The organism is Streptomyces sp. NPDC034049 (assembly GCF_055575575.1).
Window position 1 is genome coordinate 152111 of the sequence record NZ_JBVISJ010000016.1, and the last position, 12663, is coordinate 164773.

A 12663-nucleotide genomic window follows, 5' to 3' on the forward strand; every position below is an offset into this window, starting at 1 on the left:
CACGGCTTCGCCTCGCGTGTACAGGTGAGGAGGTGCCCGTGAGCGCTACGGACGCGGACGCCGCCGAGCCCCCGCGGCGCGGGGCGGCGGCCCGGACGAAGGACCAGGACGCGCGGACGGTCATGCGGCTGCGCCTGGGGGTCGGGGTCATCGGTGTCCTGCTCCCCCTCGCGCTGCCGGCCGGCAACTGGATCGCGGCGCGGCTCGACGGCCGGTCCGGTGCGGACGCCTGGCCCGGTTCCATGAGCGGCGCCTACCACACGAGCACCCGGGACGTGTTCGTCGGCGCGTTGTGCGCGCTCGGGATCTTCCTGATCGTCTACCGGTTCGACAGGTCCAACGACATCCTGGGCACCGTCGCCGGCACCTGCGCCCTCGGCGTCGCCCTCTTCCCCACGGCACCGGGGTCCGGGGGCGATGCGGGACAGACGACGGTCTCCGTGCTCCACCAGGTCTTCGCCGTCGCCCTGTTGACGGCGATGGCGGCCTTCTGCCTCTCCATGTACCGGGCGCCCGGCATCGCGGACCGGCCGTACGCGCGGCGCCCCTATCTCGTGGCCGGGGTGCTGATCCTCGTGTTCATGGCGCTCGCCGCCGTGGCGGCGGTCACCGAGGTGGGCGACGACTGGCCGGTCACACCTCTCTACCTGTGCGAGTGGCTGTCCGTGTGGTCCTTCGGCTTCGCGTGGACGGGCGCGGCCCTGGCCCTCGCCGCGGACATCGACCGGCTGCCCCGGACCCGCGCCTTCGTCGGCGCGGTCCTCGGGCGGCTGCGCTTGCTCGGCGGTCTCGGCGCGTGGGCCGGCGGCGGGCTCAGACCCGGGAGCCGCTGAGGAAGCGGTCCAGGGTGGCGGTCAGCTCCGCCGGCTTCTCCACGGGGAGTTCGTGCCCCGCGTCCAGGATCCGCACCTCGGCGTCCTGGTAGGCCTTGGCCATGCGGAGCATCTGGGCGACGGGGAGCTGGATGTCGTGGTAGCCGTGGACGAGCAGGGTGGGGGTGCTGACCTCGCCGAGGCGGTCGAGGACGTCGAAGGCGCGCATGGCGCCGTACAGGGTCCTCACCACCTCGCGCGGGGTTGCCGTGGAGGCGCGGATGTACGACCGGATCTCCTCGCGCGGGTAGCCGGGCGCGAAGGCGCGCTGGATGTTGGCGGCGACGAACAGCTTGAAGGGGACCCGGGTGGAGACCGCCATCAGCAGGCCGCGGCCCCTGCTGTAGGTCATGCGGCCGATGGAGTTGACCAGCACCAGGCGTTCCACCCGCTCGGGGTGGGCGAGGGTGATGGTCTGGGAGATCATGCCGCCCATGGAGTGGCCGACCAGGACGAACCGCTCGATCTCCAGATGATCGAGGAGGGCGAGCACGTCCGCGGCCAGTTCCTCGATCGTGCGCACCCCGGCGCCCCCGCTGTCGCCGTGCCCGCGCAGGTCGAGGCGGATCACGCGCCGCTTCTCGGCGAAGTGCGCGACCTGGTGGTCCCAGCGGTGCCGGTTGGCGGTCCAGCCGTGGACGAACACCAGGGGGACGCCGTCGCCCTCACGGGGGCCCTCGTCGTCGTACGTCAGCGTGGCGCCGTCGACTTCGAGCTGCGGCATGGGGCCTCCTGCTGTCCGGTCCGGCCCGGTGCGGTCCGGTTACTGACCGGTACGGTAGCCGGTGGCCCGGCCCGCGTAAATCGTGCGCACCCCCTGCGCCACCCTGCTAATTTCCCCCGGTGTTCTCCCTCCAGCAACCCCCGTTCTTCACACGGCTGCGCGACGCGCGGCGTGTTCTCATAGCCGGTGCCGGCGGCGGCTTCGACATCTACGCCGGGCTGCCGCTGGCCCTCGCCCTGCGGTCTGCGGGCAAGGAGGTCCATCTCGCCAACCTCTCCTTCGCCGATCTGTACGGCCTGAGCCTCGACGTGTGGCTGGAGCAGGACGTCGCGGCTGTCGGCCCCGACACCGCCTTCCGGGGCGACTACTTCCCCGAGCGCGCCCTCGCCGAGTGGCTGGACCTGCACGGCATGCCGAGCACCGTGTACGCGCTGTCCCGTACGGGTGTGGCACCCCTGCGGGCCGCCTATCGCGCGCTGATCGGCCATCTGGGCGGGGTGGACGCCGTCGTGCTGGTGGACGGCGGCACCGACATCCTGATGCGCGGCGACGAGCACGGCCTCGGGACGCCGGAGGAGGACATGGCGAGCCTGGGCGCCGTCGCCGGTCTCGACGAGGTGCCGGAGCGGCTGGTGGCCTGCCTGGGCTTCGGCGTGGACGCCTACCACGGGGTCAACCACGCGCTGGTCCTGGAGAACCTGGCCGCGCTCGACCGCGACGGCGCCTATCTGGGGGCCTTCTCGCTGCCCCGCGACAGCCGCGAGGGCACGCTCTACCTGGACGCGGTGGCGCACGCCCAGCGGGCCACGCCGACCCATCCGAGCATCGTCAACGGCTCGGTCGCGGCGGCCGTACGCGGTGAGTTCGGCGACGTCCGGTTCACCGAGCGGACCCGGAACAGCGAACTGTTCGTCAACCCGCTGATGGCGCTGTACTTCTGCGTGGACGCGGTGGGCCTGGCCCGTCGCAACCTGTATCTCGACCGGCTGGAGAAGACCGAACTCACCCGGCAGATCAGCTCGGTCGTCGCGGAGTTCCGGGACGAGCTGCCCCGGCAGCGTCCGCCGCGTGCCTACCCGCACTGACCACGGGGAACAGGTGACAGACTGACGCCATGGAAGAACGCGCATTCGGTAGGTCGGGTCAGCACGCGTCCGTGGTCGGTCTCGGCACATGGCAGCTGGGCGCCGACTGGGGAGACGTCGACGACGGGGAAGCCCTCGCGGTGCTGGAGGCCGCGGCCGAGTCGGGGGTGACCTTCTTCGACACGGCCGACGTCTACGGCGACGGACGCAGCGAGCAGACCATCGCCACGTTCCTGCGGAGCAGGCCCGATCTGCATGTCCTCGTCGCGACGAAGATGGGCCGTCGCGTGGAGCAGATCCCGGAGAACTACGTCCTCGACAACTTCCGGGCCTGGAACGACCGCTCCCGCCGCAATCTCGGCGTGGACCGCCTCGACCTGGTCCAGCTGCACTGCCCGCCCACCCCGGTCTACTCCTCCGACGAGGTGTTCGACGCGCTCGACACCCTGGTGGAGGAGGAGCGGATCGCCGCGTACGGCGTCAGCGTGGAGACCTGCGCCGAGGCGTTGACGGCGATCGCGCGGCCGAACGTGGCGAGCGTGCAGATCATCCTCAACCCGTTCCGGATGAAGCCGCTCCTCGACGTCCTCCCGGCGGCGGAGAAGGCGGGCGTCGCGATCATCGCGCGCGTTCCGCTGGCCTCGGGTCTGCTGTCCGGCAAGTACACCAAGGACACGGTCTTCGCGGAGAACGACCACCGCACCTACAACCGGCACGGCGAGTCCTTCGACCAGGGAGAGACCTTCTCCGGTGTCGACTACGGCACGGGGGTGGAGGCGGCCGTCGAGTTCGCCGCGCTCGCCCCCGAGGGCTTCACCCCGGCCCAGCTGGCGCTGCGCTGGATCATCCAGCTGCCGGGCGTCACGACGGTCATCCCGGGCGCCCGCACGCCCGAGCAGGCCCGCGCCAACGCGTCGGCCGCCGCGCTGCCGGAGCTGTCCGGCCAGACGCTGACGGCGATCCGGGAGCTGTACGACCGGCGGATCAAGGAGCAGGTGGAAGGCCGCTGGTAGGACGGCCTGCGGGGGTCGTCCGGCGTTCCGCGCCGGACGACCCCCGCAGGCAGGTCGAGGCAGGTCAGATACGACCGCCGGTGAGCCGGGTGATCGGGCCTTGGACTTGGCGGCCCGAACGGCGGCCGACCGCGTAGGAGGCGGCCGTCAGGGCGGTCAGGCCCGCGCCCACACCGGCGGCGACGAGCTTGCGGTGGGCGATGACGGTCATGGCCGTCTTCGCGGTGGCGGCCACCTGGCCGGAGGCCTGCACCACCGCCTGGCGGCCCGCCTCGACACCCTTCACCGCACTGTGCACGGCACTGTTCGTGCTGTCGGCGGCGCGCTTGGCCGCGTCGGCCGCGTGTCCGGCCCCGGCCTTGGCGGACGATGTCACGTCGTCCATCTTGACCGCGGCCGTCTTCGCGGACGCGGTGGCCGGTGCCGTCGCCTTGCCGGCGGTCCGGCGGGCCTTGGCAGCGGTCGTCTCGGCGGACGCGGAGTTCTGGTTCGGGTCCTTGTTCGGCTGAGTCATGGAAACCGCGTTGCCGTTCACCGCCGAGGCAAACACGTCAGGTCGACAGAGGAGACCGCGGACGGGCCTCGGAGGTCTCCACCGGCCGTTCCCAGGCCTCCCCGCCGTCCGCCCATTCCCCCGCATGGCATAAGATCGCCTTATGAGGTCATAGACCCGACCCCCGTACCTGGTAAGGGTTACCTTAGTTTAGGGTTGCCGACGAGACGCTTTTCTTCCGCTCGAAGGGAACCTGAACATGCCCCGCCCTCTGCGGGTAGCCATTGTCGGAGCCGGACCCGCCGGGATCTACGCCGCCGACGCGCTGCTGAAGTCCGACGTCGCCACCGAGCCCGGTGTGTCCATCGACCTCTACGAGCGGATGCCCGCCCCGTTCGGACTGATCCGTTACGGCGTGGCCCCCGACCACCCCCGCATCAAGGGCATCATCACCGCCCTGCACCAGGTGCTCGACAAGCCGCAGATCCGTCTCTTCGGCAACGTCGACTACCCGACGGACATCAACCTGGACGATCTGCGCGCGTTCTACGACGCCGTGATCTTCTCCACCGGCGCGACGGCCGACCGCGCGCTCGACATCCCCGGCATCGACCTCGACGGCTCCTACGGCGCGGCCGACTTCGTCTCCTGGTACGACGGCCACCCGGACGTCCCGCGCACCTGGCCCCTGGAGGCCGAGAAGGTCGCCGTCCTCGGTGTCGGCAACGTGGCGCTCGACGTCGCCCGGGTCCTCGCCAAGACCGCCGACGAGCTGCTGCCCACCGAGATCCCGGCCAACGTCTACGAGGGCCTGAAGGCCAACAAGGCGCTGGAGATCCACGTCTTCGGCCGCCGCGGCCCGGCGCAGGCGAAGTTCTCCCCCATGGAGCTGCGGGAGCTGGACCACTCCCCCAACATCGAGGTCATCGTCGACCCCGAGGACATCGACTACGACGAGGGCTCCATCGCGACCCGGCGCGGCAACAAGCAGGCCGACATGGTCGCCAAGACCCTGGAGAACTGGGCGATCCGCGACGTCGGCGACCGCCCGCACAAGCTGTTCCTGCATTTCTTCGAGTCGCCCACCGAGATCCTCGGCGAGGACGGCAAGGTCGTCGGTCTGCGCACCGAGCGCACCGCCCTGGACGGCACCGGGAACGTCAAGGGCACCGGCGAGTTCAAGGACTGGGACGTCACCGGCGTCTACCGCGCGGTCGGCTACCTCTCGGACAAGCTGCCCAAGCTGCCCTGGGACGTCGACTCGGGCACCGTCCCCGACGCGGGCGGCCGGGTCATCGAGGAGACCGGCGCGCACCTGCAGTCGACGTACGTCACCGGCTGGATCCGGCGCGGTCCGGTGGGCCTCATCGGGCACACCAAGGGCGACGCCAACGAGACCGTCTCCAACCTCCTGGACGACTTCGCGAACGGCCGGCTGCACGAGCCGTCCGCGCCCGCGCCGGAGGCCGTCGACGCGTTCCTGGCGGATCGGAACGTGCGCTTCACGACGTGGGAGGGCTGGTACCGGCTCGACGCCGCCGAGAAGGCGCTCGGTGAGCCGCAGGGCCGTGAGCGCGTGAAGATCGTCGAGCGCGAGGACATGCTGCGCGCCAGCGGCGCGTAGGCGCTCCGCTGGAAGCAGGGGGGACTGCGGGCCGTTCTGACGCCGCGGGTCGGCCGTGGCTGGTCGCGCAGTTCCCCGCGCCCCTTTCAGGGGCCTGCGGCCCCATCGAGGGCCGTGCGTCGCTCGTGGGCATAAGCTCGTCCAATGGCCAAGTACTACGACGTGCACCCCGACAACCCCCAGCCGCGTGCCATCTCTCAGGTCGCCGACAGCATTCGTCAGGGCGGGCTGATCGCCTATCCGACGGACTCCTGCTTCGCGCTGGGGTGCCAGCTGGGCAGTCGTGACGGCATCGAGCGGATCCGCACGATCCGGCAGCTCGACGACCGGCACCACTTCACCCTGGTGTGCGAGAACTTCGCGCAGCTGGGTCAGTTCGTCCATGTCGACAACGACGTGTTCCGCGCCGTGAAGGCGTCGACGCCCGGCAGTTACACCTTCATCCTCCCCGCGACGCGGGAGGTGCCCCGCAAGCTCCTCCACCCCAAGAAGAAGACCGTCGGGGTGCGCATCCCCGATCACCGCGTGGTCCAGGCCCTGCTCGCCGAGCTGGGCGAGCCGCTCGTCTCCAGCACCCTGCTGCTGCCCGACGAGGAGGAGCCGCTGACGCAGGGCTGGGAGATCAAGGAACGCCTGGACTACCTGGTCGACGCGGTGGTGGACTCGGGCGACTGCGGCACTGAGCCGACGACCGTCATCGACTTCTCCAGCGGCGAGGCGGAGATCATCCGCAAGGGCGCGGGCGACACGGCACGGTTCGAGTGATCCCGCGAGCGGCGGCCGGGATCAGGTCTGCCGCAGCGGTGCGTACGCCTCGGCGCTCAGGCCGAACGTCCAGGCGACGCCCTCCCGTGCCGTGGTCGTGGCGGGCGGCACCCGCAGCCAGTAGGTACGGCTCGTGCCGTCCGGCTCCGGCGTGGAGTTGACCACCTCCACCATCACCACGTCCTCGTCGCCCGGCAGGGCTATGCGCCACAGCACACCCGTCTCGTCGCGGTGCACGGGCTGTGCGCCGGACTCCTCCAGATAGCGGTCGTAGCCGTAGAACTCGAGCATCACGCGGCGCAGTTCCGCGTTCTCCTCGGCTCTGATCAGCTGCGGGGTCAGTGTGCCGAGCCGGTCGAGGAACGGACCGGGGACGGGCAGTCCGCGCCAGGCGTGCAGGGCGAAGCCGTCGGAGAAGGCGAGCGCGGGACCGTCGCCGCGGTCCAGCCGGCCCGCCTCGTCTCGGTGCAGTTCCACCGGCCGTTCGGCGACGACCGCGACGCTCGCGTACGGCCACCACCAGCCGGCCGTACGGGCCACCTCCGCGAGTCCGTCCAGCTCGGGAGCCGCGTCGAGGGCGGAGAGCCAGGCCGCGTCGTGCTGGCCGAGGACCGCGTCCAGGAGCAGCAGCCGAACGCCGGTCTCCTCCTCGCGGCCGGCGGGGGCCAGCGCCTCGACGACGCCGGTGCGGACACGATCGACCAGGGGCCGGGTGGTCTCCCAGAGGTCGGCGCCGGTCGCCCTCCAGTGGTCGCTCCAGCCGGTGGGGCCCAGCCGCGTGTGCAGCCGGGCGCGGGCGGCGGCGACCTGTCTGTCGCGGACGGCGTCGCGGACGCTCGCCCCGGTCGCGGGGAGGACCTCGCCGTCCTCCGCGGCCCCTCCCGAGAGCAGGCGCACCGCCGCCAGGGGCGAGGGCGCCCAGACGATCCGCTCGGGCTCCGCGAGCCCCGCCCGCCGGTACGCGAGGCGCACGCCCGCCTCGGTCCGCGCCCGGTCTCCCGCTCCCGTGGCCGCCGCCACCGCCCGCCAACTCGTCTGCCGCGTCACGCCGTTCCTCCTGGATCCCGATGCCTGTCCCTGCGGCTGCCGTACCTCACGGCCGCCCTCTCCCCGTCCCACGGGGTTCAGTCGGCGACGATCCGCACCGACCCCGGCACGTACTCGCGCTGGCGGACGACGCGGTACCAGCCCTTCGGCAGGGAGATCGCCGCGTGCTCCTCGTGGACGACGCGGGCGCCCTCCGGCACGTGCAGCAGCATCGGCCCGAACACGCTCGCCTCGCGGATCAGGCGGCCGGGGCCGACCACGGCGTGCGCGTGACCGGTGACCTCGCCGAGGGCGAGGACGAGCCGTCCACGTCCGTCACGCGGCTCCGAGGGAGCGTCGAGCGCGCCGCGCGGCACCGCGCTCTCCGCCAACGGCGCGATGAGGACATCTCCTTGCCGGTACATGGGTCTCCCTCCCGTCGGGCACTCCCCGTGCCACGAGACGACCGTAGGGGCAGCCACTGACAATCGGTCCCGCGCGGCGGTTCCCCGGGCCGAGGGCGGGTGTTCGTCCACAGGACAGGGGTCCGCCGCACACGGTGTCAGTGCGGCTTGGTAGAACTCCTCTACCCGGCGGCGCAGTGCGCTCCGGGTGCGCAACGGGCGGACCGGGCAGGGACTCTGCCACCGTCCACGGACATGGAACGAAGGGGCGGGGCGCACATGACCATCGGGAGCCATCTGGAGGAGTTCCACGGCCTGCCGGTCCACCGCTTCCCCACGTCGGTGAAGGACCCGCAGGGCTCCGCCGGTCTGCCCGAGCCCGAGTCGGTGGCCTGGGCCATCGCCGTGGACTCCTACGACAGCGAGGAGTCCTGGGAGGAGGCGTTCGCGCGGTTCCTCGCCTCGGTCGACACCGAGAAGGTGCGGGCGCTGGTGGTGGGCGCGTGGAGCGACGCCTACGACAACGGCCCCGAGGAGATCATCGAGGCCCTGGTGGCGGCGCAGGACCGGCTGCCCTCGCTGCGCGCGCTGTTCCTCGGCGACATCGTGGTGGAGGAGTGCGAGATCTCCTGGATCAACCAGGGGGACGTGGGCCCGCTGCTGAACGCCTTCCCGGCGCTGGAGGAGTTCGGGGTGCGCGGCGGTCAGGGGCTCGTCTTCCCGGCGGTGCGGCACGAGCGGCTGCGGTCGCTGACGGTGGAGACCGGCGGCATGCCCGTCGAGGCGGTCCGGGGTGTCGCGGGCAGCGATCTGCCGGCCCTCGTCGCGCTGGACCTGTGGCTGGGCACCTCCGAGTACGGCGGCGACTGTGAGGTGGCCGACCTGGCGCCGATCCTCGCGGGCACCCGGCTCCCGGCCCTCAAGCGTCTGGCGCTGCGCAACAGCGAGATGCAGGACGACATCTGCGCGGCCCTGGCCGCCGCCCCGGTGGTGGCCCGCCTCGATGTGCTGGACGTGTCGATGGGCGTCCTCACGGACGACGGCGCGACCGCGCTCCTCACCGGTCAGCCGCTCACCCACCTCACCACACTGGACCTGCACCACAACTACCTCAGCCCGGCGATACGCGACCGCCTCCGGGACTCCCTGGAGGCCGCGGGCGTCCAGGTCGACGCCGACGCCGACGACGCCGAGTCGGACGAGGAGGAGGACGGCACGGTGTGGCGGTTCGTCGCGGTGGGCGAGTGAACACGTAGGAGTGCGGGGGTTCTTGGACGAGGGGGGCGGTGTGGCCGGCTGGACCGGTACGACGGGAGCGGGGCCGGGCCCGTACAGGTGGGTGGTCGTCGGGAACGGCGAGAACCGCAGGGTCGGGCTGTTCGTGGCGGCGGCCGAGGCGGCCGGGGCCGGGACTCCGCGTGTGGTCGAGTGGCGGGACGTGCTGCGCGACGGCGGCCACGTGTTCGCCGACGACGAGATCGTCCGGCTGGACTCGCCGGGTGAGAACGCCGAGGTGGACCGGCTGCTGCGGGGGGTCGACGACCCGACGCGGGTGGAGGGCTCGGCCACCTGGTACGCCCGGTTCCTGGCCGCCGTGGGCTCGCTGCGGGGCGGGGTCCGGCTGGACGGTCCCGCGGACCTGGCGGTCCTGTTCGACAAGCGGCTGTGCCATGCCCGGCTCGACGCGGCGGGGGTGCCGGTGCCGCCGTCGCCCACCTCGGGCGACACGCTCGTGGTGCGCGGCTGGGACGACGTACGGGCGGTGATGCGGGACCACGGCATGCCGCGGGTCTTCGTGAAACCGGCCCACGGCTCCTCGGCGTCCGGGGTGCTGGCCGTGGAGTCGTCGGCGGGCGGACGGCTACGGGCCACCACCTCGGTGGAGGTCACCGCCGCCGACGGGCCACACGCACCGCCCCGGCTGCACAACTCCCTGCGGGTGCGGCGCTATTCGGACGAGCGGGAGATCGCCGGCGTCGTCGACGCCCTCGCACCCGACGGCCTGCACATCGAGCGCTGGCTGCCGAAGGCGTCCGCGCAGGGCCGGTCCGCCGATCTGCGGGTGCTGGTCGTGGCGGGCCGGGCCACACACGCCGTCGTCCGCACCAGCCGCTTCCCGATGACGAACCTCCATCTCGGCGGGGCACGGGGCGATCTGACCTCGGTCGTGGACGCGGCGGGCGACCGCTGGCGGCAGGCGCTGGACATCTGCGAGCGCGCCGCGGCCTGTTTCCCGGAGACGTTGTGCGTCGGGGTGGACCTGCTCCCGGCGATCGGCTGGCGCCGGTTCACGGTGGGCGAGGTCAACGCGTTCGGCGATCTGCTGCCCCGGCTGACCGGACTGCCGGGTGGCCCGGCGGAGGGCCTCGACACCTACACGGCACAACTCGCGGCGGTGCGCGGCGCGATGCTCACGCCGTCCTCGCACCACCCCCAGGCAAGGAAAGACCATGCACCCTCCTGACCGGACCGACACGGCCCCGGGGCCCTCGGAAACCGTCCGGCCGCCCGACATGAACGAGGTGGTGGGCCGCGACGACCTGCTGCTGCTCACCCTCGACACCCTGCGGTACGACGTGGCGGAGCAGCTCGCGCGGGATGGCCGGCTGCCGAACCTGGCCGCCCGGCTGCCGGGCGGCACCTGGGAGAAGCGGCACGCGCCCGGCAGTTTCACCTACGCCTCGCACCAGGCGATGTTCGCGGGGTTCCTGCCCACCCCGGCGGCGCCCGGGCCGCATCCCCGGCTCTTCGCGGGCCGGTTCGCCGGCAGTGAGACCACCGAGGGGCGCACCTTCGTCTTCGACAGTCCCGACCTGGTCTCGGGGCTCGCCGCGCACGGCTACCGCACGGTGTGCATCGGCGGTGTCGGCTTCTTCAACAAGCAGGGCGCGCTCGGCAGCGTCCTGCCGGACCTGTTCCAGGAGAGCCACTGGGAGCCGGAGTTCTCCGTCGCGTCACCGACGTCGTTCGAGTCCCAGGTGGCCCGCGCCGAGCGGGTCGTGGCCGAACTGCCCGCAGACCGGCGGCTGTTCCTCTTCCTCAACGCCTCGGCGCTGCACCAGCCCAACTGGTTCCATCTGCCGGGCGCCACCCGTGAGGCCGGCGACAGCCTGGCCACGCACGCGGCGGCCCTGGAGTACGTGGACCGGCACATCGGCCGGCTCTTCGCCGCGATGAGTTCACGGCGCCGCTGCTTCGCGGTCGTCTGTTCCGACCACGGGACCACCTACGGCGAGGACGGCTACACGGGGCACCGCCTCGGCCACGAGGCCGTGTGGACCGTCCCCTACGGCCACTTCTTCCTGGAGCCGTCCGCATGACCGTGACCGCGCCACTGGTCCGCCCCTACCAGCACTATGTGTACGCCTACCCGCACAAGACGGCGTACCGGAGGCTGCCCGGCGAACCCCGGCTCGCCGACCTGTGGGCCGGGGAGTCACGGCAGGCGCTGTCGCTGTACGCGCACATACCGTTCTGCGAGGTGCGCTGCGGCTTCTGCAACCTCTTCACACGGATCGGCGCGCCCGACGGGCTGACCGGCCGCTATCTCGACGCCCTCGAACGGCAGGCGATCGCGGTGCGGGAGGCGCTCGGGGACGCGGAGCCGGTGCGGTTCGCGAACGCCGCGTTCGGCGGTGGCACCCCGACCTATCTGGAGGCCGCGGAGCTGGAGCGGCTGTGCGACATCGCCGAACGGCACCTGGGCGCGGACCTGCGGGCGATCCCGCTGTCGGTCGAGGCCTCCCCGGCCACGGCGACGGCCGACCGGCTGTCCGTGCTGGCCGAGCGGGGCGCCACGCGGCTGAGCCTCGGCGTGCAGAGCTTCGTGCCCAAGGAGGCGCGTGCGGCCGTACGACCGCAGCGCCGCGCCGATGTGGAGGCGGCGCTGGCCCGGATCCGGGACGCCGCCGTGCCGGTTCTCAACATCGACCTCATCTACGGCATCGACGGGCAGACGGCGGCGAGTTGGCGGCTGTCGCTGGACGCGGCCCTCGCCTGGCGGCCGGAGGAGATCTACCTCTATCCGCTGTACGTCCGGCCGCTCACGGGCCTCGGCCGGAACGCCGACCCGGCGCTCGCGGACCGCGACTGGGACGAGGAGCGGCTGAGGCGCTACCGCGAGGGCCGCGACCATCTCCTCGCGCACGGCTACGAGCAGGTCTCCATGCGGATGTTCCGCCGCGCGGACGCTCCGCCGCAGGGCCCGGACGACCACGCCTGCCAGACCGACGGCATGATCGGCCTGGGCTGCGGCGCCCGTTCGTACACGTCGACGGTGCACTACTCCTTCGACTACGCGGTGGACATGGGCCAGATCCGCACGATCATCGACGACTACACCGCCACACGGGACTTCGGCCGTGCGGTGCACGGCCGGGTGGTCGACGAGGACGAGGCCCGGCGTCGCCATCTGCTGCAGTCGCTGCTCCAGGCGCGGGGGCTGCCGGTGGCGGAGTACCGTCGGCGGTTCGGGTCCGACCCGTACGCGGACTTCGCCCCGGAGCTGGACCTGCTGGCCGCGCGCGGCTGGCTGGCGGACACGGGCTCCGGTCTGTTGCAGCTGTCCGCCGAGGGGCTGGCGCACTCGGACGCCATCGGCCCCGGGTTCTTCTCCCCGGCCGTCCGGGCGGCGATGGCCGCCTACGAGCCGAAGTGA

Annotated in this window: 13 protein-coding genes; 9 read left to right on the forward strand and 4 right to left on the reverse strand. The window is 72.3% G+C overall.

The window, feature by feature from the left end; genetic code table 11:
- The first annotated feature begins 38 nt into the window (after positions 1-38).
- Positions 39-833, forward strand: coding sequence for a hypothetical protein (locus ACZ52C_RS34820; protein ID WP_469078537.1), 795 nt, complete (start codon positions 39-41; stop codon positions 831-833).
- On the opposite strand, the gene ACZ52C_RS34825 is transcribed toward ACZ52C_RS34820, so the two are convergent.
- A complete protein-coding gene (locus ACZ52C_RS34825; protein ID WP_469078538.1) occupies positions 814-1596 on the reverse strand; it encodes an alpha/beta fold hydrolase in 783 nt (260 codons plus the stop codon). The two genes, ACZ52C_RS34820 and ACZ52C_RS34825, sit on opposite strands and share 20 nt — an antisense overlap.
- Before the next feature lie 119 nt (positions 1597-1715).
- On the opposite strand from ACZ52C_RS34825, the gene ACZ52C_RS34830 reads away from it, so the two are divergent.
- Together ACZ52C_RS34830 and ACZ52C_RS34835 are read left to right on the forward strand one after the other, a co-directional pair.
- A complete protein-coding gene (locus ACZ52C_RS34830) occupies positions 1716-2681 on the forward strand; it encodes a DUF1152 domain-containing protein (protein ID WP_469078539.1) in 966 nt (321 codons plus the stop codon).
- Positions 2682-2710: 29 nt separating this feature from the next.
- Positions 2711-3694, forward strand: coding sequence for an aldo/keto reductase (locus ACZ52C_RS34835; RefSeq protein ID WP_469078540.1), 984 nt, complete (start codon positions 2711-2713; stop codon positions 3692-3694).
- A 64-nt stretch (positions 3695-3758) separates the two neighbouring features.
- Here ACZ52C_RS34835 and ACZ52C_RS34840 read toward each other — a convergent pair whose 3' ends face one another.
- Entirely contained in the window at positions 3759-4244 is a 486-nt protein-coding gene (locus ACZ52C_RS34840; protein ID WP_469078541.1) for a hypothetical protein, read from the reverse strand.
- Positions 4245-4446: 202 nt separating this feature from the next.
- Between ACZ52C_RS34840 and ACZ52C_RS34845 the strand changes: the two genes are divergently transcribed.
- On the forward strand, positions 4447-5811 hold the full coding sequence (locus ACZ52C_RS34845) for an FAD-dependent oxidoreductase (protein WP_469078542.1): 1365 nt from the start codon (positions 4447-4449) through the stop codon (positions 5809-5811).
- 144 nt (positions 5812-5955) lie between these two features.
- Complete coding sequence (locus ACZ52C_RS34850) at positions 5956-6576, forward strand: L-threonylcarbamoyladenylate synthase (RefSeq protein WP_045560178.1); 621 nt, start codon at positions 5956-5958, stop codon at positions 6574-6576.
- Between the two features lie 21 nt (positions 6577-6597).
- Here ACZ52C_RS34850 and ACZ52C_RS34855 read toward each other — a convergent pair whose 3' ends face one another.
- Both ACZ52C_RS34855 and ACZ52C_RS34860 read right to left on the reverse strand, forming a co-directional pair.
- Positions 6598-7623: a DUF6745 domain-containing protein gene (locus tag ACZ52C_RS34855; RefSeq protein ID WP_469078543.1), complete on the reverse strand. Its 1026-nt coding sequence runs from the start codon at positions 7621-7623 to the stop codon at positions 6598-6600.
- Between the two features lie 77 nt (positions 7624-7700).
- Positions 7701-8027, reverse strand: coding sequence for a hypothetical protein (locus ACZ52C_RS34860; protein ID WP_469078544.1), 327 nt, complete (start codon positions 8025-8027; stop codon positions 7701-7703).
- 258 nt (positions 8028-8285) lie between these two features.
- Between ACZ52C_RS34860 and ACZ52C_RS34865 the strand changes: the two genes are divergently transcribed.
- From ACZ52C_RS34865 to ACZ52C_RS34880, 4 genes are read left to right on the forward strand one after another with little or no spacing between them, the layout of a single operon-like run.
- Positions 8286-9254 (forward strand): STM4015 family protein, encoded by a 969-nt coding sequence (locus ACZ52C_RS34865; RefSeq protein WP_469078545.1) that lies wholly within the window; start codon positions 8286-8288, stop codon positions 9252-9254.
- A gap of 40 nt (positions 9255-9294) precedes the next feature.
- Positions 9295-10470, forward strand: coding sequence for an STM4014 family protein (locus ACZ52C_RS34870; RefSeq protein WP_469078580.1), 1176 nt, complete (start codon positions 9295-9297; stop codon positions 10468-10470).
- Between the two features lie 49 nt (positions 10471-10519).
- Positions 10520-11326: an STM4013/SEN3800 family hydrolase gene (locus tag ACZ52C_RS34875; RefSeq protein ID WP_469078581.1), complete on the forward strand. Its 807-nt coding sequence runs from the start codon at positions 10520-10522 to the stop codon at positions 11324-11326.
- A complete protein-coding gene (locus ACZ52C_RS34880; protein WP_469078546.1) occupies positions 11323-12663 on the forward strand; it encodes an STM4012 family radical SAM protein in 1341 nt (446 codons plus the stop codon). Before ACZ52C_RS34875 ends, ACZ52C_RS34880 begins: the two co-directional genes overlap by 4 nt.